The organism is Paenibacillus camerounensis (genome assembly GCF_000723885.1).
Taxonomy (GTDB): Bacteria; Bacillota; Bacilli; order Paenibacillales; family Paenibacillaceae; genus Paenibacillus_AQ; species Paenibacillus_AQ camerounensis.
In genome coordinates, this window is the sequence record NZ_CCDG010000041.1 from 92,428 (window position 1) to 116,007 (window position 23,580).

Sequence of the window (23,580 nt, forward strand, 5' to 3'; positions counted from 1 at the left end):
GTATTCCCGGATCAAAGGGACTTTTCAGAGCATAAACAGAGTTTTCCATTGAATATTTACCCATTCCTGGCTATTGATAATCTTTATCGCAGCCAAAATAGCGAGATGGGCCGGATAAAAGGACCACCACACCCAGCGGGGCAGCCGTTTTCGTTCGATGTAGGTCCACGCGACCGGAAATACGGCAATAATAAGGGTCGGGACAATACTGTACATCTGGACAAGCCAGCCGCTGTAGAACAGATAGAAGCCGTTCAGCAGAAAATGGGCAAGAATCAGATAATAGGAACGTGCATAACGGAAGATCAGCACCAAAAGCAGACCATAGGCGTTATAATCCAGCGGCAGCATATCCATCACATAGACGGCAATCAGAACAACCGGGATGCCTAGCCAAAGGGACGGCAGCTTATCCAGAATCACAAGCACAATTGCGGAGATCAGCAGTGTAAAGACGACATTCCAGCCGCCCGGATCCAGCGCTAAATTGTACGGCACCTGAGAGATGAGTGCAATCAGCAGTAGCCGCAGTAAATATTTGGGTGTTGATTTAGTATGTATATGCCCCTGAACCAGCGCGTAGCAGTAAATCGGAAAGGCGATTCTTCCTACGATTCTCCAGCCCATTTCATAAGGAAAAAAAATGTAGCCGGTGTGGTCGATCAGCATAGTCAGCATTGCGATAATCTGCATCTCTGGCCTCCTGTTATACGAGCTTTATGAATGTTATTATCCATTGCTTTGTCAGGCAGTGCAAGCTCTTATGCTGTTTCCATGGAATGCAGCCGTTTCCTGCATCAGAATAACAGGTCTGATGAGTAGCTCTCGCCCTCCAGCAGGTCATACTCAACCATGCGGTAATCATTCAGCAGCTGCTGCTGCCCGGAGGACAAGACGTTGAGCGGACCATCAGCGCCGATCAGAGCAGATTTGCTTAATCCCGGGATCTCAGCCTGAACCTGTTCGAGCAGCTTATAATAGGGAGGCAAGGACAGTCCGGACAGCCGGAAGACAGCCGGTCCCAGAAATGCGGGGCTGATTGTCCCTAAGGGTTCTGCACCTATATCAAAGTTCGCCAGTATCATCAGCTTGGTCTCATGCTTAAGCCGCGGCTGATTGTCCCAGCCGCTCTCTGTATAGATGCCGGCGCTTAAGGCCGGCAGATGATCGCCCCAGAATACGGCAACGGTCGGCTTGCCGATTGTCAGCAGCTCCTGCTGCAGGAAGGCCACTGCCTCGTCTGTAAGCCGGGTGTTCTGAATATAGGTTTCTATTTCATCCTGATACTCCGCCTGAACACCGCTGACCGTAATGGTATTTGGCCCGTTCAGGCCTTTGGTGAACGGAAAGTGGTTCTGCATTGTTACCAGATGCAGAAATACCGGCTCTGCTGAAGATTGTATCTGCCTTACAGCTTCCTGCACGGCAGATTTATCCGAAATATAACCATCCGGTGTAATCCGCCCTGCCGGTCCGAAATCCTTTTCGCTGGTAAAGGAATCAAAGCCCAGCACCGGATAGACCCGGTTCCGGTTATAGAACGTTTCATCAAACGGATGAACCGCAGATGCCTTGTATCCCCGCTCCTTCAGTATGCTGACAATAGACGGCAGAGCGTTCATTTTGACAAGCCTCTGCTGGTATGGAATGGCCCCGTCCTTCAGGAAGTACATGGATAGACCGGTCAGCGCTTCAAATTCGACATTGGCCGTATTTCCGCCGAATTCAGGCGAGAGCAGATAACCTGAAGGGGACCGGGATTCCTGCGAGTGGATAAAGCTGAGCGGGTCCCTGCTAAAAGTCAGCCCGTCTAGCCTTGTGGGGTCGAAAAAGGCTTCGTCCATCATGAACAGAATATTAGGCTGTCCTCCAGCTGGAAGAGCAGCCGCAGTGTCCGGCAACTGGCTGTATTTGGCTGCAATCGTTCTGATCGCCTGCCGGCTGTACCCTTCCGGCTGCTCCATCAGACTCTGCCGGAGATTCCCTGTAAAGGCGTATAGAAAACCGTTCTGTGTATAGTTCACCTTCTGATTCCAGAAGATGCTCTGATACTTCAGCGCAGATGCAAGTGAGCCCTGTCTGCTGACCATTGTGATAAAACCCGCAAGCATGATTACAGCTACTGCGCCGAGCAACAGCCTGAGCGGCAGGCGGAGCTTCACCTTAGGCATCCTATGCAGCAGCCATATAAGCGCAGCAACAATTAGTATGGCTGACGCAAGCATCAGCGGCGAGATCATGCCTTTCGTAATTTTCGCCATCTCCCCGGCATTTTTGAGCAGCAGCAGATCCCAGGGGAACAACGGCTCCCCGGTTGTCCCCAGCTTATTATAATCTGCTGCTCCCAGAGCTGCACCCAGCAATAGGATAAGTCCCGGCCCGATATACATATTGGGCAGAAGAACTGCTGCAGCCAGCAGCAGGAAACAGAAAAACAGGCTGCCGGTTATATACAGCAGCGGATATTCACTGATCCAGTTCAGTACCTTTACCGGCTCAAGTCCAAGTGAGGTTGCCTGCAGATAGAAATTCAGCAAAAAACCGCTCAACAGCAGAAATACCGTCAGCATCCAGTAACGCTTGTGCAACAGCTTATAACGCAATCAAACCACCCCTATCTATACTGAACGTGTAGTATACGCCATTAAGCTTAATTTCCCATTAAAAAACGGCCTTTTGCTGCACTTTCTGCTGCTCCTATTCTTCACAGCCTCCACAAGGGCGTATACTCTTCCCCCTTTTAGAAGACAGCAAAAAAGCGGGCTGCAGCGATTATGCTGCAACCCACTCTGGAGGATCTGCACAGCAGAGTCCCGTTCAAACTGTTTATTTTACATAAAGACGGCTGGTTTCTTCCCAGAATTCGCCCGGCGCAAGACTGAACAGGCCGATTTCATCAGCAGGCAAGTCAACCTTCGGCGCGTTAACCAGGTTAATCTGCGGTTCAGGACAGAAGAAGCCTTCGGTCGCCCCGTTGTTCCAGATCATCCACTGCTTGTACGAAGTGCCTACATCATAAACCAGTGTTACTCCGGCCTTACTGTCAGTAAGCTCCATCCGGTTACGGCCGTTTTGTGCAACTGCGGTATAGTGGTTGTCCATTGCCGCATAGAACGGATACAGGCCTTCCTCCCGCAGAGCCAATTCATCAGCGGTCAGCTCCTGGAAAGCTCCTGTAGGCAGCATGCGCTCATTAAGCTCCCAGCGTTCGCCGATTGTCAGCTTCACCTTGTAATCCTGCGGAGTGCTGCCCGGCGCAAACGGTGCATTAATGGCGGTATGGAACGCCAGCAGACACGGCATCAGCTCTTCACCGTCATTGTGCACCAGCAGCTGCTGGGACAATCCGCCCTCACCAAGCGTATAGCGCAGCTTAACCGTGTATTTGAACGGCAGATATTGATAGGAAGGATGATTCTCATCCACCTTGATGGCTACTGTGACAAAGCTTTCGCTTTTGCCGCTGCCGAATTCTTCAACCTCCCAAGCTGCCGTATGTAAAAAACCGTGCAGATGGTTACCGGTAGCCGACTCATTCACCGGAAGCTGATAGGTCTTTCCGTTAAACGGGAACTCCCCGTCCTCATAACGGTTCGGAGGGAACAGCACCGGAATGCCGTGAATCCCCGGGCTGGCCTTGAATGCCTCCATTTCTTCAGCACCGGGCTCATGCAGGAAACGGTATCCGTTCTCTGTATCGCGGTAGCAGATCAGGTTGCCTCCGATTCCCGGCAGAATCGCAGCTTCATAACGTCCGGCCTTCAGCCAGACCGCAACTTCCCCTTGAAATTGTCCTTCATAGGCTGTAATCGACATTGTAAATTTGTTCTCCCTTCCATATCCTCAAAATGACTCTCTTAGATAGATTAACACATCTTGGGAAGCGGTAACACGGCATTTTTACAATTGTTCCACTTCAACGCTCATGACATGTTCGATTTTTTTGACATCATAATAGATTTCTGTCGCATAATCATGGTCAGGTGCCGACAAAACCATATCGATCAGCTGTCTGCCGTCGTCCAGATCCTTGATTTTCATCCGGCGGATGGTCCGGCCCGGCTTCCGTGATTTACGCTGTTCCGTCATAGGACGACCTTCAATTTTCTGAATGACCTCAGTCAGCACATAGTTGGGCTCCATGATGATTTTGACCGAGATTTCATGCTTGTTAAGCACCTCGGGGCCAATCGCCTTGATCAGCAGCGGAACTGCGTTAACTGCGAACATCAGCAGCACCACCGCGTAACCCGCCTCCAGATAAAAGCCTGCGCCTACCGCAATTCCGATCCCCGACGCAGTCCAGATAAGCGCCGCTGAGGTCAAGCCCGATATAGCATCTCCGCCCCTGCGCAAAATGACACCGGCCCCCAGGAAACCGATCCCGCTGACAATCTGTGCCGCCAGACGCATCGGGTCCATTGTAGGATGCTCCGCCCCGCCGAACTTGTCGTAGGCATGGATGGAGACAAGTGTCACAAGGCAGCTTGCAATGCTGATAACCATGCTGGTCCGGATCCCCAGCGGTTTCTGCTTCAATTGCCGGTCAATGCCGATGAACAGCCCGAACAGCATGGCTACTAGCAGTTTTATAATTGATTCAGTATGCAGATCAATACTCATGGCTCCTCCTCTAAAAAAACAGATAGAATCAGTATACCTGAAAATAGCGGCCAGGTTTTACCCAATTTAAAATAAAAATAAAGAAGAAACGCATGCCTCTCTGCTGCAGGCTGCATTAACCCCTAAAGGCTCGTGCAGCCTGCCGCGGATGGAATCCGTTTCTTCGGAAGGAGGAACTATTCTTTCTATTATATGCCGGGCATTCGCTGATTAGAATGCAATGGGTTATGATCTAACCATGCAGCAGTGACTCAGCCCCGTCACAATAGATTTCTGTACCGGTAATGTGGTCGGAATCGTCAGAGGCCAGAAATACCGCCAGCTTGGCTACCTGATCCGGCCGTCCCGGCCCTTCCTCCAGCGGCTGATCACCCTCGGGGAAATCCACGGGAATCTGCACTTCCTTCAGGTCCTCAGACGGATAAGTATTGTCATCTATATTAGTTGTGATGGCTCCGGGACAGATAGCGTTGACTCTGATCTTGTACTGGGCCAGTTCAAGCGCTGCCATTTTCATGAATGCGACCTGTCCTGCCTTAGTGGTGCTGTAAGCCGAGAAGCCGATATTGGAGAAAACCCGGTTTCCGTTAATGGAGCTGTTGATCAGAATGCTGCCGCCGTTATTTTTCAAATGCGGAATTGCATATTTTACAGTTGCAAATGTTCCCCGCAGATTAATATGAAGGGTCTGATCCCAGTCGTCCATTTCCATCGTTTCGATCGGTGCCATCGCTCCGTTAATTCCCGCATTCGCAAATACGATATCCAGACGGCCCCATTGGGCTGCAGCCTGATCCATAGCCGCTTTTACCTGCTCCGGCTGTTCAATGTCACACTCAATGACAATAGCCTCTCCGCCTGCTTGCTCTACCTGCCGTCTTACCTTCTGGGCATTATCGGGCGTCCGGTCAAGCATGACTACCTTCGCACCGTTTCCGGCAAATTCAAGAACCGAGGCTTTACCGATTCCGGAACCCCCGCCGGTTACAACCGCTACTTTGCCTGCTAATCTATGCTCTGCCATTATTATGTCCCCTCCAGTTGTTATTCTTTCATTACTTTACCTCATGTGCATGAAAGTGAACCGGGACCGGAGAATTTTGACTTCGGGAATGAAGGTGCTTACATCAGGAGTACTGAATATGACAGGAAAATCAGCTGAGAGTAACAGTAACATTGGCAGCAGCTGCCGGCTTCGGCAATGTAGGTTACCCGATCAGTGGTGGCGGTATGATTCAAATAGCTGTGTGTCCATGCTTCCAAAGGCCTGCGATAGGCAGGCAGTCATGAACTCGCGATCCTGTTGCTCTGCCGGACCGATAACCATATGATGAGCCGCAGCTGTCAATACAGCGACAACAGAAAAAGACTTGAACACAGTCTGTTGCTTAACTGTGTCCAAGCCTGTAACCCGGCTAGCGGGGAACATTCCTTATCCCAGCATCATCCGGTCATCTGCCAGCTTCTGGCCGCTGATCGCTTCAAATTCGCCCAGCAGGCGTTCAACGGTCAGATCCTGCTTGCGGGTCTCGTCGATATCTAGAATAATGGACCCTTTATCCATCATAATCAGACGGTTGCCCAGACGGATGGCCTGCTCCATGTTATGTGTAACCATCAGCGTGGTCAGCTTCATTTCACGGACAATTGATTCCGTCAGCTTCGTAATCAGATCTGCACGGGCAGGGTCAAGCGCCGCCGTATGCTCATCCAGCAGCAGAATCTGCGGCTGGGTGAAGGTTGCCATCAGCAGACTCAGCGCCTGCCGCTCTCCTCCGGACAAAAGCCCGACCTTAGCCCGCAGCCGGTTCTCAAGACCAATGCCCAGACGGCTCAATTGCTCACGGAATACGTTACGTCTGGCTGCATTCACACCAAAGGCCAGGCCGCGGGTCTGGCCGCGCTTGTAGGCCATCGCAAGATTCTCTTCAATCGTCATATGCGGTGCTGTACCGGCCATCGGGTCCTGGAAGACCCGGCCGATCCAGCGGGCCCGCTGGAACTCAGACAAATGGCTGATTGAATTCCCTTCAATCCGCGCTTCGCCTAAATCCGGCTTCATCACACCGGAGATCACATTCATCAGTGTAGATTTGCCTGCGCCGTTACTGCCTATGATGGTTACGAAATCACCGGCCTTCAGCTCCAGGTCGATCCCCAGCAGGGCTATTTTCTCATCGGGTGAACCGGGATTGAACAGCTTAGATACATTATCAAGCTTTAGCATTGGCTGCTCCCCCCTTCTTGCTGCGCAAGGCCTGCTCTGCCAGCTCAGCTGTACGTCTGCGAGCGGTGCTCTTCGTCTTCAGATACCGCTGAACCGACGGGAACAGCAGGGCAACAATAACGATAATAGCTGTGATCAGCTTCAGGTCAGAGGCTTCGAGCCAAGGCACACGCAGGGCGAGTGCCACAACGATCCGGTACACGATCGAGCCGAGCACAGCTGCCAGAGTAGCACGGAAGACGCTGCCAGCTCCAAAGATCGCTTCCCCGATGATAACAGAAGCTAAACCGATAACGATCATACCAATACCCATAGATGAATCGGCAAAAGTAGAGTACTGGGCGATAAGCGCACCCGAGAGTGCAACCATGCCGTTCGACAGGCTGATGCCGAGAATAGTCGTAGTATCCGTGTTGACCCCGAAGCTGCGGATCATACGTGAATTGTCACCGGTTGCCCGCAGGGCAAGTCCCAGGTCGGTCCGCAGGAACAGATCCATCAGGATTTTGACCAGAATGACAACAAAAGGCATAACAAGCAGCGGATTAATGGAGCTGAACAGTGTGTTCTCGCCCATCAGTGAGACGTTAGGTTTGCCGAGAATCCGCAGATTGATTGAATAAAGCGCAATCATCATGAGAATCCCGGACAGCAGCCCGTTGATCTTACCCTTAGTGTGCAGCAATCCTGTACACATCCCCGCCAGCATACCGCCACCAAGTGCACAGAGCGTAGCCAGCCAAGGCGCTGCTCCGTTCGTAATCATTACAGCGGCAATAGCCCCGCCGGTTGTGAAGCTTCCATCCACAGTCAAATCAGGAAAATCGAGAATCCGGAACGTAATGTAAACCCCTAAAGCCATAAACGCATACAGGAGGCCCATTTCCACGGCTCCGAGCATTGAATTATACATTGGTGACTTCCCCCTTCAAGCGGCAAGAGGCGTCCCTTACGGGATCGCCCCATTATGATGTCTGGCTGTTATTGAATGATATTGTTCTCCTGATCGGTTATTTCAGCCTTGATGGCATCGGTAACTTCAATTCCTTGAGCGGCAGCAGCCTTCAGATTAATAATAAGGTCCAGCTTCTCCTGCATAGTAACCTTCATATCACCAGGGCTTGTGCCGTTCTTCAGTACATCAACAGCCATTTCCCCAACCTGATAGCCGTGGTCATAATACTTGAAGCCAACGGTAGCAAAAGCACCCTTCTCAACAGTATCGCGGTCAGCGGAGAAGAACGGCAGCTTATTGTTATTGGCTGTCTGGATAATTGCATCCACACCGCTTACGACCGAGTTATCCAGTGTGATGTAGAATGCATCTACACGGCCTACAAGTGATTCTGCGGCTTGCTTCACCTCGGAAGTATTGGTAATTGCCGCCTTCACCAGCTCGATTCCGTGCTTGTCCAGCTCTTCCTTAGCGATACCCGCCATAACAACCGCATTTGGTTCGCCCTCGTTAATAACCAGACCGACCTTCTTCACATTAGGGAACTGTGTAGCAATGAAGTTCATCAGCCGGGTAATGGCTTCAGGGTTAGTATCGGAAGCGCCGGAGACATTGCCGCCCGGATGATCAAGATCGCTGACAATCTTCGCATCCAGCGGGTCCGTTACAGCTGCGAACAGAATAGGCGTATCCTTAACGTTCTGCACGACCGCTTGAGCAGACGGTGTTGCGATTCCGAGTACCAGGTCGTTTTTGTCGCCGGCAATTTTTTGTGCAATAGAAAGGTTATTAGCCTGGTCTGCCTGGGCGTTCTGCAGATCAACAGTCAGGTTCTCACCTTCAACAATCCCTGCATCCTTCAGAGCAGCCAGAAAACCGTCACGCGTCGCATCAAGCGACGGGTGCTCAACATATTGCGAAATAGCAATCTTGTAGGATTTGGCTTCATCTGTTCCTGCATTTGCAGGCGCATTGGTTGATGCAGCCGGTGTGTTTCCGGAATTCGCTGTCCCCGTGTTAACCGCATTGTTATTTCCGCAGCCTGCAGCAACCAGCATCAGGCACAGGCCCAGACCGGCCCAAAGTTTCGACTTTTTCATCAGATAACCCCTTTTCTGTTTACGGTATCAGCGCGTGTATCAAAGTGAGCGACTCAGCATTATCGCTTTCATCTTTAAAAGCATTAAAGCAAAACCTTACACGAATCTCTCATTGGATACAGCATTTCTATTAAACTTATATTATATGGAGGTTCTTTATCCGTCAATCGTAAATCAGCAATCCAGATATTACAATATACGCACAATGTCGACAGACTCTGCGGCACATGTCCGGTACCATACAGGAACAGGAAGTGTATCCAGCAAGTTCACCCTTATAAAAAGCGGCATTTTGCACAAAATGAAGCTACAGTTCGAATAGATGGAGCGTGACGTATGAAGATAACTTTACACAAAAAATCAGCCGCAGCAGCAGCAATCCTTGCCCTAACCATAACCAGCAGCGCCTGTGGATATTACCAGCAGGACCAAAAGCCAAAAGCAAACTCCATTACCCCATCCGGCTCTTTTGCCGGCAGCTACTATGAGAAATCTTACGTTACCGACAACCAGGGCAAGTTCTGGATACCGCTCAAACCGGCTGCAGCCGCCCTTGGTTACAGGGTTAAGGATGACAGCACAAGCGGAGGATATGCCAAAATCGGTTATACCGATGTAATGTACATGCTGAAGCCGGATTCCGCTCAGGTATTTTCACTTGGAGACAAAGTAACTCTTCCCGATGCCCCTATCCGCCGTAACGGACAGATCTATATTACACCTACTGCTTTATCCAAGCTGCTGCAGACTGAGGTGGGCTGGAATCCGGCATCCGGCGAGATCAATATCGCGCCTCCGACGGATAAGGACAAGGATGCCGTGAACGGCATCGCATCCGGCCACGGTGCTCCTAATACACTGCGGATCCAAAGCGCATCTGATGTAGACACGGGTGAGCTCGTATCGTACGCCAAAAAATTCCTTGGGGTCCCTTACGACTTCGGAGCCGGCTCCTATGAGGAGACCAGAAAATTTGACTGCTCCTCCTTTACCCGCCACGTATTTAAAAAATTCGGCGTGGAGCTGCCCCGTCTGGCCCGTGACCAGGATAATATCGGACGGCGAGTTAACCGTGATGACCTTAAGACAGGTGATTTGATCTTCTTTACCGTTCCCGGACGTTTTGAGAGCGACGCGATCCCTGGACATGTAGGCATCTATATCGGCAGCGGCAAGTTCATCCATACCTGGGGAGAGCCCGGTGTGCAGATCAGCGAGCTTGATTCCGGTTATTGGCATAATGTTATATTGCACATGCAGCGAGTCCTTTAAGCACCTGATTACCCGTTCCCATCGCCTCAAAAAGAAAAGAGCGGTTAGCCAAGTTATCGGCTGTTCCGCTCTTTTTGACCTTCTTAACGGTATAAATGTCCGTCCGTATCGTTATCTGTAAGCCATATTTCCCCCAAGCGGTAACAAGCCTGTAATCATTCAATCATACGCCAATTAAGCACTTCTGAGTTTAAAAATTTATTATAAAGCCTTTATTTCTTTAAAATCCTTCTTCTTTCTCTTCATTCTTCTTTATTCCTGCATATTTTCGGCTGTGCAGCGGGTTCATCAATTGGTTCTGCCGCGAAACATATGCTATGCTTACACTATAAGATACAGTAAGGAGGTGTTTTCATAATGGCATATCCGTCGGATAAAACGCTTACACTCTGGTTGCGTGCAGCACTTGTTCCGCTTTTGCTGCTCATGACGCTCACAGCCTCCATTGGCGCATTCAGCAATGCCGAGCCTAAGCAGTATCCGCACATAGAACGCTATGAGCACAAAGTGACACAGCCTGCCTGGATGCATGCGCCAGTTCCGAAATCTGTGCCGATTCTGCGTAGTGTTCATCATGGAAACCCTTTGTCTGTCACTCAGGAGACGGGGCTGGCTGTATGCTTCGTCCTGCTGTATCCGCTCTACTATAACCGCTTGAAACGCCTGCTGCTCCGGCCGCTTAAATATACGTCTAATTTCATAAAATAATACAGTTCATCCAACTGTCAGACAGCCTCTTAACACTCCCTTTACTGCTCCCGCCGCTCCGGCGGCACACAATACAGTTTCCCTGCCGAAGGAGGAACCCCTGGATGAATCAATCTATAGAACACAAAATCTCTGCTTCCGGTCGGACTAAGCTTATCCGTATTCTCTGTGTGATATGCGGCGGCTTGCTGGCAGCAGTCGGACTTGAGCTGTTCCTGATGCCTCATAAGCTCGTGCTTGGCGGTATCGCCGGCTTGTCAGCACTCCTGGCCCACCTTACTGAAATGCGGCTCGGCCTGTTTCTCTTCCTGTTTAATCTGCCGTTTATTCTGCTCTCCCGGCGGCAGATTAACCTGCGTTTTGCACTGTATACCTTACTCGGCCTGTTCTGTCTCACAGCCGGATCGCTGGCATTACATCATTTCCCGGCAGTATCCGCAGATCCGTTAATTGCCGCAATTGCCGGAGGACTCTGCCTTGGTCTGGGAATCGGGATCATGATCCGTACAGGCGGACTTTCCGGAAATGTCAGAGAGCAGGGTTTCCTGTTAACTGACGGGGGGCCGCCCAAATCTGCCGAAGTTGTCATCATGCTGTTCAACTGCGGCATCCTGCTTGCCGGAGGCATGCTGTTCGGCTGGGATCAGGCGATGTACAGTATTATTGCTTATCTGCTTGCCTTTGAGGGTGTCCGCTTCTCCCTTCGCGGTCTTTCGCGCTCCAGGGCGGTCTGGATTACCAGCAGCCGCTATGAGGAGATCCGCAAGGCTCTGCAGCTATCCCTTAAGCGGGATGTCAAGCTGATCCAGCCCGGAACTAAGGAAGGTCAGCCCGGTGTGCTGTTCTGTCTGGCCAGCAGGCTGGAGGAAGATGCGCTCACCTCCATCGTCCGTTCCTGTGACCAGGACAGCAAGATTACCGTGGCCAGCAATCAGCCGGACAGCCTGGCTGAATGGGTGCGCCGCAAAATCAGCTAAGCCCTAAGCCGGGTTTGGTTATAAATTGACAAAAAGACGTTTCCGCAGTACTTTGCGGAAACGTCTTTTTGTTGTCCCTGGATATCCAGGCTCCCTCCCGGCTCAGCGGAACATTCCCCACAGGCGGATAAGGTGAAAGGTGTTGTTCGGATCAATCTTCTGGGCAATGACGAACTTGACGATCTGATCCTCCTGCGCACCGGTCAGCTTCTCGTTCAGCACTGCGGCGGCATTCCGTACAAGCCTGCGCACCACAGCAGTATCCTGCAGCTCCTGCTTGGAAACACCGTTAATCAAGTTCTTAATTCGGTCCTTCACTGCCGTATTCTTCATCTTCAGCTTGATGCGTTCCACCAGCTGGGGACTGATTCCGTATTGCTGATATCCCAATTGCAGCACCTCCCGTCATATCCAATCATTCACAGTATATGTTGGCAGACTGCCGCATGTGCCTATTAATCAATGATTTCCCCCTGGAATATCTGCTCAGCCTGGAGATAACTGCGCAGCGGGGCAAAATCTGCTGAAGTCCAGAAGGAGGTGTCCTTCAGCAGCATAGCCGCATCATCACGGGCCTGCTCCAGCACCTCGAAATCAGCGGTCATATCCGCCAGCCGGAATTCAGGCAGCCCGCTCTGCTTCGTTCCAAAGAAATCGCCTGGCCCGCGCAGCTCGAGATCACGGCGCGAGATCTCGAATCCGTCATCGGTATCCGTCATTGCCGTCATCCGTTCCCGGCCGATTTCGGATTTCGGATCGGCAACCAGCACACAATAAGAGGCATACTGGCCGCGTCCAACCCGGCCACGCAGCTGGTGCAGCTGGGACAAGCCGAACCGGTCAGCATCCATAATGATCATGAGCGTTGCATTAGGAACGTCCACGCCAACCTCAACAACGGTTGTTGAGATCAGCAGCTGGATCTCGTTGCTGTAAAAGGCGCGCATCACTTCGTCTTTCTCCGCCGGTGTCATCCTGCCATGCAGCAGACCTACGGCATAATCCGGGAAGGCCTGGGACATCTGTACATGCAGATCGATGGCATTCTGTACATCAAGCTTTTCCGACTCCTCAATTAGCGGACAGATCAGATAAGCCTGTCTGCCCTGATCAATCTCACGGTTCACCAGCTTAAGTACCCGCTCCATCAGATCATGCTTAACCCAGTAAGTCGTAATCGGTACACGGCCTTTAGGGCGCTCTGACAGTGTGGATACATCCATATCCCCGAATACCGTTATGGCCAGCGTACGCGGGATCGGTGTAGCCGTCATGGTCAGCACATCGGGATTATAGCCTTTGCGGCGCAGTATGCTGCGCTGGTTGACACCGAAGCGGTGCTGCTCATCCGTTACGACCATGCCCAGCGCACGGAAGAATACATCCTCCTGGATCAGGGCATGCGTACCCACCACAATATCAATCATTCCCATCTGCAGCGAGGCCAGCAGTTCCTTGCGTTTACGGCCGTTGACACTGCCGGTCAGGAGCCCGACGGTAATGCCGAAAGGCTCAAGCATCCTGGTCAGAGAGCGCATATGCTGCTCGGCAAGGATTTCGGTCGGCACCATCAGCGCACCCTGAAATCCTGATTTAACGGAGGCATAGAGGGCAATGGCAGCGAGCACTGTCTTGCCCGAGCCCACATCCCCCTGCAGCAGCCGGTTCATGCAGGAGGATGAACGCATATCCTGCAGAATCTCCAGCTCCACATGCTTCTGGGCATCAGTCAGCTCAAAGGGCAGACTCCGTACGAACTGGCGTACAGTCGCATTGTCAACAGTATGCCGGACTCCATCCATTCTTCCCTGATTAAGCACCCGGAACGCCTGCACCTTAAGCTGGAACAAAAACAGCTCCTCATACACCATCCGGCGCCTTCCCTGCTGGCCTTCGCGGGTGTCCTCCGGCTGGTGAATCGTCGCGATAGCTTTTTTGCGCGGCATAAAATCATATTTCCGCATAATAACCTGCGGCAGAATCTCCGGAATCAGCTCGCCGAACTGCTGCAGACCCTGATTGATGACCTTACGCAGCCAGGTCTGGGTGATCTTACCCCCAACCGAATAAACCGGCTGCAGAGTGCCTGTCTTGCCCTCACCACGGTCCGGAAATTCATAATTCGACACTGTGATCTGACTGCGCTTCTGGTCCCATTTACCGGAGATCATAACCTCACGGCCTGCGGTCAGCTGATCACGGACATAAGGCTGATTAAACCATGTAGCCGTGAACATCCAGGGTTCTGCTACCAGCTTACAGCTTATACGGGATTTACCCCCGAACCGCTGCAGCACCGGAATCCCGATTACTTTGGCTATCAGGGTTGCTTTTTCGCCATGCTTAACCTCACTCAGCGACTTGGGACGAAAATCCTCATAGCGGAACGGATAATATTCCAATAAATCCTTAACTGTAAAGACGCCAAAGGCGTGAAGCTCACCTTGCTTTTGTGCGCTCACGCCAGTTATTTGTTTAACTTCGATTTGATCAAGTGATAGCAGCTTATTCATCCCCTATTTACGCGGGCCAAATGAACACGGCTAAAGTTCCGTTGCCGACATGGCTGCCTACGACCGGACCGATGTTGGTCAACACCTTCTCCTCAAGAGTAAAGTGACCGGCCAATTCATTCAGAAATTCTTCGCCGTAAGCCGGTTCTGCCGTATGACCCACGGCCACGTTGATTTTATTCACACCCGGCAGATCGTTTTTGAACAGCTCGATCATGCGGGCTACCGCTTTTTTACGGCCTCTGACCTTTTCTACAGCGTAAATGATCCCTTCGGCGTCAATAGAAAGAATCGGTTTAATATTCAGGAGCGTCCCCAGAATAGCGGACGCTTTGCCAATTCTGCCGCCCTTTTGCAGGTATTCCAGCGTATCGACCAGGAAGTACAGCTTGCGGGACTGACGCAGCTTCTCCGCCGCTTCCAGTATCTCCGCAGGCCCTTTGCCTTCAGCAGCCATCCGGCCTGCAGCTACAACCATGAACCCGAAGCCGTAAGAAGCGGATAAGGAATCCACTACAGTAATAGCTTCCCCTTCTTCTTCTAGCATGGACTTAGCCAGTACAGCAGACTGATAGGTTCCGCTCAGCCCGGAAGAGATATGAAAGGAAAGAATCGGACTGTCCGGATAACGCTCCAGAATGCTGCGGTATACGTTCATATATTCGACTGGTGAAGGCTGAGAGGTTGTTGGCAACTGCTGTGAGCGGGGAAGACGCTCATAGAATTGCTCCGGTGTCATATCCAGATTATCCCGGAAAGCTTGTTCGCCGAACATTAGCGTGAGCGGCACGACCTCAATGCCGTACTTCTCCGCCAGGGCCGGCGGGATATCTGATGTGCTGTCTGTGACAATAACCGTACGATTCATGGATTTCCTCCCCAAACTATAATTTTACCTAAGGCTCAACAGAGAAGAGATAGTAGTACAGCGGCTGCCCGCCCTCGTGCACTTCAACTTCCACCTGCGGATAAGTCTCCTCCAGCCAGCTGCCAAGCGACTCAGTAATGCCTGCATCAGCTTCAGAGCCGGTCAAAATGGTAACAATCTCATCGCCGTTCTCCAGCATCGTATCCAGCAGTGCCTGGCTGGCAGCCAGCAGATCGTCGGATGCCGCTACAATCTTCGAGTTGGAAATCCCGATATATTGTCCGGATTTGATCTCCAGCTCTTCAATAACGGTATCGCGGACTGCATTGGTCACCTGTCCGGACTTCACCTGCGAGATAGCTCCCAGCATACTTTCCGTATTGGACTCCACTGCATCCTCTTCCTGGAAGGCAAAAGCTGCGGCAATTCCCTGCGGAATGCTCTTGCTTGGAATGACTGTAACCTCGCGCTCACCTTCAAGCAGCTCTTTGGCCTGCTGTGCCGCAAGCACAATGTTAGAGTTATTCGGAAGCAGATACACATGTTTTGCAGAAATCGAAGAAATTGCGTTGACGAAATCCTCTGTGCTCGGATTCATCGTCTGCCCGCCGGCAAGCACCACATCGACGCCAAGGCTTTTGAAGATTTCGGAAATACCGTCTCCCGATGATACTGCAATGAAGCCGTAAGGCGCCAGATCATCTGCCGGAGGCACCGCCGGTGCCTGTACGGTACTGTGTTCCTTCGGAATCTCGGCAAACAGCTCAGGCATAGGCGCAATATCCATTCCCGCCGTCAGCAGGTCACGGTGCTGCTCACGCATGTTCAGGATATGAATCTGGGTGATTTCCCCATAGAGCAGTGCCAGATTAAGCACATCACCAGGTGTCTTCGAATGGACATGAACCTTGATGGTCTCATCATCAGAAATGACAATGATTGAATCACCGTTGACTGATAACGCTTTCCGGAATTTTTCTTCATCAAATTTCGCTCCGGTGCCGCCAAGCTGGCGGTTAATGAAGAACTCCATATCATATAAAAATTCAATATCTTCCGTATGAAGCTGGGACTGGGCAGAAGACTGCACAGATGAAGGCGGATTGACAGGCTTGGCCAGCACAGGCGCCTGCACGGCAGCAGACGCAGGAACTTGTCCCTGCACAGCGCTCGGTACAGAGGTACTGCCGCTTGTCAGATATTCATAGAAACCTTCATAAATGTAGACGAGACCCTGGCCGCCGGAATCTACCACTCCAACCTGCTTCAGGACCGGCAGCAGCTCAGGCGTATTCGCGAGTGCTTCCTTGGCTTTGGCCAGTACTTCCGTCATCAGCTCCGTAACATCAGTAGTACGGCGTGCAAAATATACGGCATGTCTGGCTGCTTCTTTGGCAACGGTAAGAATGGTGCCTTCTACAGGCTTGACCACTGCTTTGTAGGCTGTATCCACACCGGTCTGCAGCGCTGCTGCGAACTGCTGCGTGTTCAGCTCATCATATTGGGCGGCGTAGCGTCCAAGACCTCTGAACAGCTGTGACAAAATAACGCCGGAGTTCCCCCGTGCGCCCATCAACAGGCCTTTGGAGAGTACTCCTGCACATTGACCGACTGAGGCGGTATTATTCTTTTTCAATTCGTTCGCACCTGCGGTCATCGTCAGATTCATATTGGTTCCTGTATCCCCATCCGGTACCGGAAATACATTCAACGAATTGACGTGCTCTGCATGCTGCTGCAGCTTTTCCGCGCCGGCCAGAACCATTGCGGTGAAATCTGCTCCGTTTATAGAACGCTTACTCAATGAGAATTCCCCTTCCTAACTTCATGCCTAATCAATTCTATGATCAACTGGACATAATGCACTAATTTATATTGTACTATAAGAGCTAAAAGAAATAAATGTTTTTGAATCGGTTGACGTAGCAAATTTTGCTGTGATATTATATTTAAGTATTGTTTTATGCAGGTGTAAGTAACAAGGAGGTGTAATCTATGTCCCGCACATGTACTGTAACAGGCAAGAAGCCAGGCAGCGGTAACCACGTGTCTCACGCAAACAACCGCAACCGTCGTTCTTGGGGAGTTAACGTTCAGAAGGTCCGCATTCTTGTGAACGGCAAACCGAAACGCGTGTACGTCAGCACCCGTGCTTTGAAAGCCGGTAAAGTTGAACGCGTTTAGTCTTGGAATTTTTCCGGGATTTGGCGATATTTCATATGAATGAAGCAAAAAGCACCCTTTACATTTGTAAGGTGCTTTTTTTCATGTTTTCTGTTCTGTTATAAACTCAGCTCTTCTGAAACGTGTTCAAGATCGCCTTAACAAAGCCTCCCAAAAATCTTGGCAGTTTAAACGTGTAAAATTTCATTATTAACCCTCCCATCAATTGTTGCCGTACGGTAGGAGACTACCCGGATTTCGTAACCCTCATATAACCCTGTCGAGTTGCAGACCTCCCTTGAAGTACAAAAAAAGGCTACATGAGATTTCTGCTCATGTAACCATATTTATGCGGCCACAACTTGGCCTATAACCTTAATCCGTTAATCCCCTGAATGCCTGTTCGCCAAGGCCTTTTAACGGATACCTGCTTCTGCAGCTTCTCTGATAGCCTGTATGGCGGCTGCACGGTCAGTACGCCCGAATACAGCGTTGCCGGCAACCAGCACATCTGCGCCTGCCTCAGCCACCAGTCCGGCCGTATTCTCTGCTATTCCGCCATCTACCTCGATCCGAAGTTTATGGTGGTTGATTTCAGCCGCCCATTCACGAATCTGCCGGATTTTACGCAAGGTATTCGGAATAAAGGCCTGTCCGCCAAAGCCGGGATTCACCGTCATTACCAGTACCATATCCACATCCTCCAGAACCTCACGTACTGCAGAGGCCGGAGTCCCCGGATTAATGGCAACTCCGGCCATCAGACCCAGCTCTTTAATCTGATGAATGACACGGTGAAGATGTACACATGCCTCAGCATGTACAGTAATTACAGCTGCGCCCGCAGCGGCAAAATCAGCAATGTAACGCTCGGGGTTCTCTATCATTAAATGAACATCAAGCGGCAATGATGTATGAGCCTTTACAGCTTTGACAATCGGAGGGCCGAGTGTAATATTGGGTACAAAGTGTCCGTCCATTACATCTACATGTATCCAGTCTCCGCCGCTTGCTTCAGCAATGGCAACCTCAGCGCCAAGCGCAGCGAAATCAGCTGATAAGATGGATGGGGCTAGTAAGATCATAAGTTAGTACCTCCGTTTCTTGTCCTTCATCTCATTAAAGAAAAGCTTGTAATGCTCGTACCGGCTGTCCGCGATCTCTCCTGCCTCCCAGGCCTCTTTAACCTTGCAGCCCGGCTCGTGCAGATGGCTGCAGCCGCGGAATTTACAGTTCTCCGCATAGGAGGCGAATTCACGGAAACAGACCGACAGCTCCTCTACCCCGAGCTCAAGAAAATCCAGCTGGCTGAAGCCCGGCGTATCCGCTACAAAGCCCCCGCCGCCGATATCGATCAGCTCGACATGACGGGTTGTATGGCGGCCGCGGCCCAGCCGCATGCTGATTTCACCCGTCTCCAGCTCAAGGTTAGGCACAAGCCGGTTGAGCAGGGTAGATTTGCCTACACCTGACTGTCCGGAGAACACACTGATTGAACCGGCCAGCCTTGCCCGCAGCTCTTCACTGCCGGAGCCGTTAAGGGAACTGGTAACCAGCACTTCGTAACCGATCTTCTCATACATTTCTTTGACCAGAGCGGTAGCCTCGCCTTCATCGTCAGCCAGGTCCTGCTTGGTCAGCACAATCAGCGGCTCCAGGCCGGAGTGCTCGATATGTACCAGAAATTTATCCAGCAAATTGAGGTTCATATCCGGCTCACGCACAGAGAACAGCAGTACAGCCAGTTTGACATTGGCAACCGGCGGACGGATCAGCTCCGATTCACGGGGGAGGACTTCATCAACCATGCCTTCACCGTTTTCGGTCAGAACGTACATAATGCGGTCGCCCACCAGCGGCGAGGTTCCTTTTTTCTTGAGAATTCCCCGGCCACGGCATTGTACTGCCTCTTCTTCTGTAGCAATGAATCCGTCCCGCAGGGGCTTGACATAATAATAACCGCTCAGTGCTTTAACAATTATTCCTTCAGGCATACATATTGAGCCTTCCTCTCCTGATTTTGCGCAAAAGACCCAAGCTCAGATTCGAGCCGGGTCATCGCGCGCTGTACCCGCAATCCCGTATAAGTACACGGAATGAGGCAGCTTATCTCTGTTAATGGTCTTTGCTTTTGTCTTTATTATTACCGTTAGACTTGGCCTGGACCGCTTCTTCCGTCAGAAATCCGGTCTGGTCAACATCACCCGCATTCTCTCCGCCGCCGGAATCCGGCGGCAGAATTTCCGGCTCAATAGTCGGCTCGGGAGGTGCCTGTGTAGGCACTGGTGTCGGCTCCGGTGTCTGTGTCGCCGGCGGTTCAGGCTGCTGTACCGTTCCGTTCTTTGCATCCGAATAGCGTACCTCAAAGGCTTCAATGTATTCCCCGTCCTGATAGATGGAGACTGCACCGTCCTTATTCGGGCCTAGCACCAGATTCACAGACAGCACCTGGCTCTTGGCAATAGTACGCGTCCCCCATTCCTGGGGTTCTCCTTCATTGCGGGCATCAGAGTATACGATGCGTATCTTGGTCTTCTTGCCGTCACTGGACGGTGCAACCGGTACGTTAAACGTATAATTCAACGCTTCATTCGGGTATCCGGTGCTTATTGAGACAGAAATCTTATCTCCCGGTGATACCAGATCACCCTGTTCATACGGCCACTGTTTAGTGATTTTTCCTGCTTCAACGGAATAGCTCGTATCCTCATTGACTTCGTCCAGCACCAGTCCGATTTCTTCAAGCATGGCTTTGGCTTCATTTTGTGTTTTGCCTGTCAGATCAGGCATCGGCTTGCTTTCCTTGCCTTTGCTGACAAATATGACAATCGAAGCTGTTTGCGGATCATACTCACTGCCTTCTGCCGGATCAGAGCCGATTACCTGTCCTTCCGCAAACTCCTCGCTGAACCGCGGGTCCTGGCTGATCCGGCTTTGCTCCACACCTTGTGCAATCAGTGCTTTTACGGCATCATCATAGGTTCCGCCGGTCAGCTTGGGAATATTGGAGGTCGGCTTGGCCGTGCTTACTGTAAGGATGATATGCGTCCCCTCTTTAACCACGGTGCCTTCCTTCTTACTCTGCTCCCAGACGACATTTTCATCATAGTTAGGGTTATACTGCTGCACAACCGGCTCCTCCACGACAAGGCCGATTTCATCCAGCATAGCCGTAGCAATTTCAAGGGACTGATTCGTTACATTAGGTACTGTAACTTCAGGCACTACGAGCTGGGACCTCACATACCAGGCCACACTGCCCATAGCAATCAGCAGGAGCAGCGTTAGGCCGATCCAAAGTGCCGGCATACCCCATTTCCGCTTCTTGGAGCCCGGGGCCACAGGCGGAACATCCTCCTCGTCCTCGATCCGGCGCATCCGTTCATCTCCTCCGCCGCTGCTGCGGCTGCTTAAGGTATGCTGGATGGGCTTGATTGCAGGTATAATCCGTGTCCGGTCCTCGTCATCGTCGTCATGGAAAGATGCTTTGGTCTCGCTGCGCCGTTCAGGCAGCAGGCAGGTCTCCAGATCCTGGAGCATCTGCTTAGCAGACTGATAACGCTCATCCGGATTCTTGCGCATGGAACGCAGAATTACATTCTCTACGCTTTGCGGAATCAGGGGGTTCAGTATACGCGGCTCTTCAAATTCCTCCTGCAGATGCTTAAGCGCTACGCTGATCGGGCTTTCGCCCAAAAAAGGCAGCACACCGGTTAACATCTGGTAGAGCACAATCCCCAGGGAGTACAGGTCAGATTTCTCTCCGGTTGTTACCCCTTTGGCATGCTCCGGTGAGAAATAATGCACTGAGCCGACTACCGAGCCGGTCTGGGTAATGGTTGTTGAGGTTACCGCACGGGCAATCCCGAAATCTGTAACCTTGACCCGCCCGTTACGCCCGATCAGAATATTATGAGGCTTGATATCACGGTGAATAATCTGGCTCTGATGGGCATGATCCAGCGCATCGCAGATCTGTGAAGCAATCCGGATGGCTTCATCGACCTGAAGCGGTGCCCGTTCCTTAATAATCTCGTTGAGATTCTTGCCCTCTATATACTCCATTACAATATAATGGACATCTTCTTCCTGGCCCACATCATAGATGCTGACTACGTTAGGGTGCGATAAGGAAGCGGCTGACTGCGCCTCCCGCCGGAATCGGCGGATGAACTCCTCATCATGCACAAACTGGTTTCTCAATACTTTAATGGCGACGTTCCGGTTAAGCAGGATATCATGTGCTCTGTATACGAGCGCCATGCCGCCTGCCCCGACCCGTTCGATGACTTGGTAACGGCCGCCCAATTCGTGACCGATCATCTGTTCCACTCCTTTGTCTCGGGCACAGCGGCCTCTCCTTGATGTTCTAGCATAGCGACGCTGATATTATCACCGCCACCGGCAAGCAAAGCCAGCTGAAGTAAGCGGTCCGCTCTTTCCTCTAAAGGAATCTCATGAATACCGGCAACCTTGCCCAGATGCTCCTGGCTGACAAAATTACTCAGGCCGTCGCTGCACAGCAGCAGCAGCTCTCCGGGAGCAAGACTGACCGGAGCCATATCCGCCTGTACCTCTGAATCGGTTCCCAGCGCCCTGATCAATACATTACGGCGGGGGTGGCTGCCTAGCTCCTCCAGGCTGATCTGACCATTCTTGAACAGCTCATTAACCAGTGTATGATCCTCGGTTAACTGAATTGCGGCATTATCTTTGATTAAATAGGCTCTGCTGTCTCCGATATGGCCGATGTAGCCTTCAGGGCCGTTAAGCAATGCCGCAACGACAGTAGTCCCCATGTTATGGTATTTCTCATCACGGGAAGACTCAATAAATACCGTACGGTTGGCTTCAATAATCGCATCGGACAGAGCCTCACTCAGCTCCCCGTCCTTCCGGTCAGGAGGCAGGCTGTCCAGCTTGCTGCGCATAGTCTCAAGCGCAAGCTTACTTGCCGTATCCCCTGCCAAATGCCCCCCCATACCATCGGCAATGATGCCCAGAGTATAACCGTGGCGCGTAGCGCCGATCCAGACCGAGTCCTCATTAACGCTGCGGACCCGTCCGACATCACTGGCATGAACTGTTCTGATCAAATATCCTCACCCCAACTCCATATGTTTGGCACGCAGTTGTCCGCATGCGGCCGCAATATCATGGCCCTGCTCACGGCGGATCGTTACGTTCACGCCCTGGTCGGCCAGAATACGCTGAAATTCAAAGATATCATTGCGGGAAGTTCTTACATACTTACGCTCAGGAACGTGGTTAACCGGAATAAGATTGACATGGCAGAGCATCGTCTTAAGGACACCGGCCAGCTCCTTGGCATGCTCCGGCTGGTCATTGACCCCTCCGATAAGCGCATATTCAAAGCTGATGCGGCGGCCAGTCTTAGCCTGGTAGTAACGAAGGGATTCAATTACATCGTCAAACGGGTAACGGCGGTTAACCGGCATCAGCTTGGAACGCAGTGTGTCATTTGGCGCATGGATCGATATCGCCAGATTAATCTGGGTGTCCTCATCGGCAAACTTATAGATATTAGGCACAATCCCGCTGGTCGAGACAGTGATGTGACGCTGGCCGATGTTCAGGCCTTTCTCATGGATCATCAGACGAAGGAATCTCATGGTCGCATCGTAATTCTCGAACGGCTCTCCCGTACCCATGATTACAATACTGCTGACACGTTCACCGCGGCCATCCAGAATCTGCTGGGAACGCACGACCTGGGCCACAATTTCACCCGCAGTCAGATCGCGCTTGAGCCCGCCAAGTGTAGAGGCGCAGAAGGTGCAGCCGATCCGGCAGCCTACCTGTGTCGTTACGCATACGCTGTTTCCGTAGTTGTGTTTCATAATAACTGTTTCGATTGCATGATCATCATGCAGTCCAAACAGGAATTTCACTGTGCCGTCTTTGGATTCCAGCTTGGTAATTTCGGTCAGGGCATTCATTCTGAACTGTTCGTCCAGCTTGGCGCGCAGCCCCTTGGACAGATTGCTCATCGCCTCAAAATCACTAACCCGCTTTACATACAGCCAGTCAAAAATCTGTCCCCCGCGGAAAGCCGGCTCTCCGTTGTCTTTGGCCCACTGCTGCAACTCTTCGAGAGAAAAATCATATATTAAAGGTTTCATTGTAATTAGCACCTGTTCTTTCATAAAAGTA

At 51.5% G+C, this 23,580-nt stretch carries 22 protein-coding genes; 4 read left to right on the forward strand and 18 right to left on the reverse strand.

The window, feature by feature from the left end; genetic code table 11:
• Positions 1-24: 24 nt before the first annotated feature.
• The 8 genes from BN3772_RS16270 to BN3772_RS16305 all read right to left on the reverse strand — a co-directional run bounded on the left by BN3772_RS16270 (position 25) and on the right by BN3772_RS16305 (position 8,905).
• The gene (locus BN3772_RS16270) at positions 25-693 is read right to left on the reverse strand and encodes a TraX family protein (RefSeq protein ID WP_042200760.1); all 669 of its coding nucleotides are present in this window, start codon (positions 691-693) and stop codon (positions 25-27) included.
• A 104-nt stretch (positions 694-797) separates the two neighbouring features.
• A complete protein-coding gene (locus tag BN3772_RS16275; protein ID WP_042200761.1) occupies positions 798-2,603 on the reverse strand; it encodes an LTA synthase family protein in 1,806 nt (601 codons plus the stop codon).
• A 223-nt stretch (positions 2,604-2,826) separates the two neighbouring features.
• Positions 2,827-3,816, reverse strand: a complete 990-nt coding sequence (locus BN3772_RS16280) for an aldose 1-epimerase (RefSeq protein ID WP_042200763.1) — start codon at positions 3,814-3,816, stop codon at positions 2,827-2,829.
• A gap of 84 nt (positions 3,817-3,900) precedes the next feature.
• Positions 3,901-4,623: an MgtC/SapB family protein gene (locus BN3772_RS16285; protein WP_042200765.1), complete on the reverse strand. Its 723-nt coding sequence runs from the start codon at positions 4,621-4,623 to the stop codon at positions 3,901-3,903.
• A 232-nt stretch (positions 4,624-4,855) separates the two neighbouring features.
• The gene (locus tag BN3772_RS16290; protein WP_042200766.1) at positions 4,856-5,647 is read right to left on the reverse strand and encodes an SDR family oxidoreductase; all 792 of its coding nucleotides are present in this window, start codon (positions 5,645-5,647) and stop codon (positions 4,856-4,858) included.
• A gap of 408 nt (positions 5,648-6,055) precedes the next feature.
• Positions 6,056-6,850: an ABC transporter ATP-binding protein gene (locus BN3772_RS16295; protein ID WP_042200769.1), complete on the reverse strand. Its 795-nt coding sequence runs from the start codon at positions 6,848-6,850 to the stop codon at positions 6,056-6,058.
• Positions 6,837-7,763: an ABC transporter permease gene (locus tag BN3772_RS16300; RefSeq protein ID WP_042200770.1), complete on the reverse strand. Its 927-nt coding sequence runs from the start codon at positions 7,761-7,763 to the stop codon at positions 6,837-6,839. Before BN3772_RS16300 ends, BN3772_RS16295 begins: the two co-directional genes overlap by 14 nt.
• A 68-nt stretch (positions 7,764-7,831) precedes the next feature.
• Entirely contained in the window at positions 7,832-8,905 is a 1,074-nt protein-coding gene (locus BN3772_RS16305; protein WP_042175962.1) for an ABC transporter substrate-binding protein, read from the reverse strand.
• Positions 8,906-9,241: 336 nt separating this feature from the next.
• On the opposite strand from BN3772_RS16305, the gene BN3772_RS16310 reads away from it, so the two are divergent.
• The 3 genes from BN3772_RS16310 to BN3772_RS16320 all read left to right on the forward strand — a co-directional run bounded on the left by BN3772_RS16310 (position 9,242) and on the right by BN3772_RS16320 (position 11,862).
• Complete coding sequence (locus BN3772_RS16310) at positions 9,242-10,177, forward strand: C40 family peptidase (protein ID WP_042200772.1); 936 nt, start codon at positions 9,242-9,244, stop codon at positions 10,175-10,177.
• A gap of 357 nt (positions 10,178-10,534) precedes the next feature.
• The gene (locus BN3772_RS16315) at positions 10,535-10,885 is read left to right on the forward strand and encodes a hypothetical protein (RefSeq protein ID WP_042200774.1); all 351 of its coding nucleotides are present in this window, start codon (positions 10,535-10,537) and stop codon (positions 10,883-10,885) included.
• 104 nt (positions 10,886-10,989) lie between these two features.
• The gene (locus tag BN3772_RS16320) at positions 10,990-11,862 is read left to right on the forward strand and encodes a YitT family protein (RefSeq protein WP_042200776.1); all 873 of its coding nucleotides are present in this window, start codon (positions 10,990-10,992) and stop codon (positions 11,860-11,862) included.
• A gap of 102 nt (positions 11,863-11,964) precedes the next feature.
• On the opposite strand, the gene BN3772_RS16325 is transcribed toward BN3772_RS16320, so the two are convergent.
• The 4 genes from BN3772_RS16325 to BN3772_RS16340 form a co-directional block, all read right to left on the reverse strand.
• Positions 11,965-12,252: a stage VI sporulation protein F gene (locus BN3772_RS16325; protein ID WP_042200778.1), complete on the reverse strand. Its 288-nt coding sequence runs from the start codon at positions 12,250-12,252 to the stop codon at positions 11,965-11,967.
• A 65-nt stretch (positions 12,253-12,317) separates the two neighbouring features.
• Entirely contained in the window at positions 12,318-14,375 is a 2,058-nt protein-coding gene (gene recG / locus BN3772_RS16330) for an ATP-dependent DNA helicase RecG (protein ID WP_042200780.1), read from the reverse strand.
• A gap of 7 nt (positions 14,376-14,382) precedes the next feature.
• Positions 14,383-15,243 carry a DegV family protein gene (locus tag BN3772_RS16335; protein WP_042175948.1) on the reverse strand — a complete coding sequence of 287 codons (861 nt, stop codon included), beginning with the start codon at positions 15,241-15,243 and terminating at the stop codon, positions 14,383-14,385.
• A 28-nt stretch (positions 15,244-15,271) separates the two neighbouring features.
• Positions 15,272-17,047, reverse strand: coding sequence for a DAK2 domain-containing protein (locus BN3772_RS16340; RefSeq protein WP_042200781.1), 1,776 nt, complete (start codon positions 17,045-17,047; stop codon positions 15,272-15,274).
• 191 nt (positions 17,048-17,238) lie between these two features.
• Here BN3772_RS16340 and rpmB point away from each other — a divergent pair, with 191 nt between their 5' ends.
• Positions 17,239-17,427 carry a 50S ribosomal protein L28 gene (rpmB, locus tag BN3772_RS16345; protein ID WP_042175942.1) on the forward strand — a complete coding sequence of 63 codons (189 nt, stop codon included), beginning with the start codon at positions 17,239-17,241 and terminating at the stop codon, positions 17,425-17,427.
• 106 nt (positions 17,428-17,533) lie between these two features.
• Here rpmB and spoVM read toward each other — a convergent pair whose 3' ends face one another.
• The 6 genes from spoVM to rlmN form a co-directional block, all read right to left on the reverse strand.
• Positions 17,534-17,614 carry a stage V sporulation protein SpoVM gene (spoVM, locus tag BN3772_RS16350; protein WP_020431362.1) on the reverse strand — a complete coding sequence of 27 codons (81 nt, stop codon included), beginning with the start codon at positions 17,612-17,614 and terminating at the stop codon, positions 17,534-17,536.
• Positions 17,615-17,822: 208 nt separating this feature from the next.
• Complete coding sequence (gene rpe, locus BN3772_RS16355) at positions 17,823-18,491, reverse strand: ribulose-phosphate 3-epimerase (RefSeq protein WP_042175940.1); 669 nt, start codon at positions 18,489-18,491, stop codon at positions 17,823-17,825.
• A 3-nt stretch (positions 18,492-18,494) separates the two neighbouring features.
• On the reverse strand, positions 18,495-19,400 hold the full coding sequence (rsgA, locus tag BN3772_RS16360) for a ribosome small subunit-dependent GTPase A (protein WP_042200782.1): 906 nt from the start codon (positions 19,398-19,400) through the stop codon (positions 18,495-18,497).
• Between the two features lie 121 nt (positions 19,401-19,521).
• The gene (gene pknB, locus BN3772_RS16365; protein ID WP_042200783.1) at positions 19,522-21,729 is read right to left on the reverse strand and encodes a Stk1 family PASTA domain-containing Ser/Thr kinase; all 2,208 of its coding nucleotides are present in this window, start codon (positions 21,727-21,729) and stop codon (positions 19,522-19,524) included.
• Positions 21,726-22,502: a Stp1/IreP family PP2C-type Ser/Thr phosphatase gene (locus BN3772_RS16370; protein ID WP_042200784.1), complete on the reverse strand. Its 777-nt coding sequence runs from the start codon at positions 22,500-22,502 to the stop codon at positions 21,726-21,728. Before BN3772_RS16370 ends, pknB begins: the two co-directional genes overlap by 4 nt.
• A gap of 6 nt (positions 22,503-22,508) precedes the next feature.
• Entirely contained in the window at positions 22,509-23,549 is a 1,041-nt protein-coding gene (rlmN, locus tag BN3772_RS16375; protein WP_042200786.1) for a dual-specificity RNA methyltransferase RlmN, read from the reverse strand.
• Positions 23,550-23,580 lie beyond the last annotated feature (31 nt).

What these genes read in the sequence shown, in the direction of transcription:
- BN3772_RS16270 (WP_042200760.1), bottom strand. Translation starts at nt 693, where the DNA reads ATGCAGATTATCGCAATGCTGACTATGCTGATCGACCACACCGGCTAC.
- BN3772_RS16280 (WP_042200763.1), bottom strand. Translation starts at nt 3,816, where the DNA reads ATGTCGATTACAGCCTATGAAGGACAATTTCAAGGGGAAGTTGCGGTC.
- BN3772_RS16285 (WP_042200765.1), bottom strand. Translation starts at nt 4,623, where the DNA reads ATGAGTATTGATCTGCATACTGAATCAATTATAAAACTGCTAGTAGCC.
- BN3772_RS16290 (WP_042200766.1), bottom strand. Translation starts at nt 5,647, where the DNA reads ATGGCAGAGCATAGATTAGCAGGCAAAGTAGCGGTTGTAACCGGCGGG.
- BN3772_RS16295 (WP_042200769.1), bottom strand. Translation starts at nt 6,850, where the DNA reads ATGCTAAAGCTTGATAATGTATCTAAGCTGTTCAATCCCGGTTCACCC.
- BN3772_RS16300 (WP_042200770.1), bottom strand. Translation starts at nt 7,763, where the DNA reads ATGTATAATTCAATGCTCGGAGCCGTGGAAATGGGCCTCCTGTATGCG.
- BN3772_RS16305 (WP_042175962.1), bottom strand. Translation starts at nt 8,905, where the DNA reads ATGAAAAAGTCGAAACTTTGGGCCGGTCTGGGCCTGTGCCTGATGCTG.
- BN3772_RS16310 (WP_042200772.1), top strand. Translation starts at nt 9,242, where the DNA reads ATGAAGATAACTTTACACAAAAAATCAGCCGCAGCAGCAGCAATCCTT.
- BN3772_RS16315 (WP_042200774.1), top strand. Translation starts at nt 10,535, where the DNA reads ATGGCATATCCGTCGGATAAAACGCTTACACTCTGGTTGCGTGCAGCA.
- BN3772_RS16320 (WP_042200776.1), top strand. Translation starts at nt 10,990, where the DNA reads ATGAATCAATCTATAGAACACAAAATCTCTGCTTCCGGTCGGACTAAG.
- recG (WP_042200780.1), bottom strand. Translation starts at nt 14,375, where the DNA reads ATGAATAAGCTGCTATCACTTGATCAAATCGAAGTTAAACAAATAACT.
- BN3772_RS16335 (WP_042175948.1), bottom strand. Translation starts at nt 15,243, where the DNA reads ATGAATCGTACGGTTATTGTCACAGACAGCACATCAGATATCCCGCCG.
- rpmB (WP_042175942.1), top strand. Translation starts at nt 17,239, where the DNA reads ATGTCCCGCACATGTACTGTAACAGGCAAGAAGCCAGGCAGCGGTAAC.
- spoVM (WP_020431362.1), bottom strand. Translation starts at nt 17,614, where the DNA reads ATGAAATTTTACACGTTTAAACTGCCAAGATTTTTGGGAGGCTTTGTT.
- rpe (WP_042175940.1), bottom strand. Translation starts at nt 18,491, where the DNA reads ATGATCTTACTAGCCCCATCCATCTTATCAGCTGATTTCGCTGCGCTT.
- rsgA (WP_042200782.1), bottom strand. Translation starts at nt 19,400, where the DNA reads ATGCCTGAAGGAATAATTGTTAAAGCACTGAGCGGTTATTATTATGTC.
- pknB (WP_042200783.1), bottom strand. Translation starts at nt 21,729, where the DNA reads ATGATCGGTCACGAATTGGGCGGCCGTTACCAAGTCATCGAACGGGTC.
- rlmN (WP_042200786.1), bottom strand. Translation starts at nt 23,549, where the DNA reads ATGAAACCTTTAATATATGATTTTTCTCTCGAAGAGTTGCAGCAGTGG.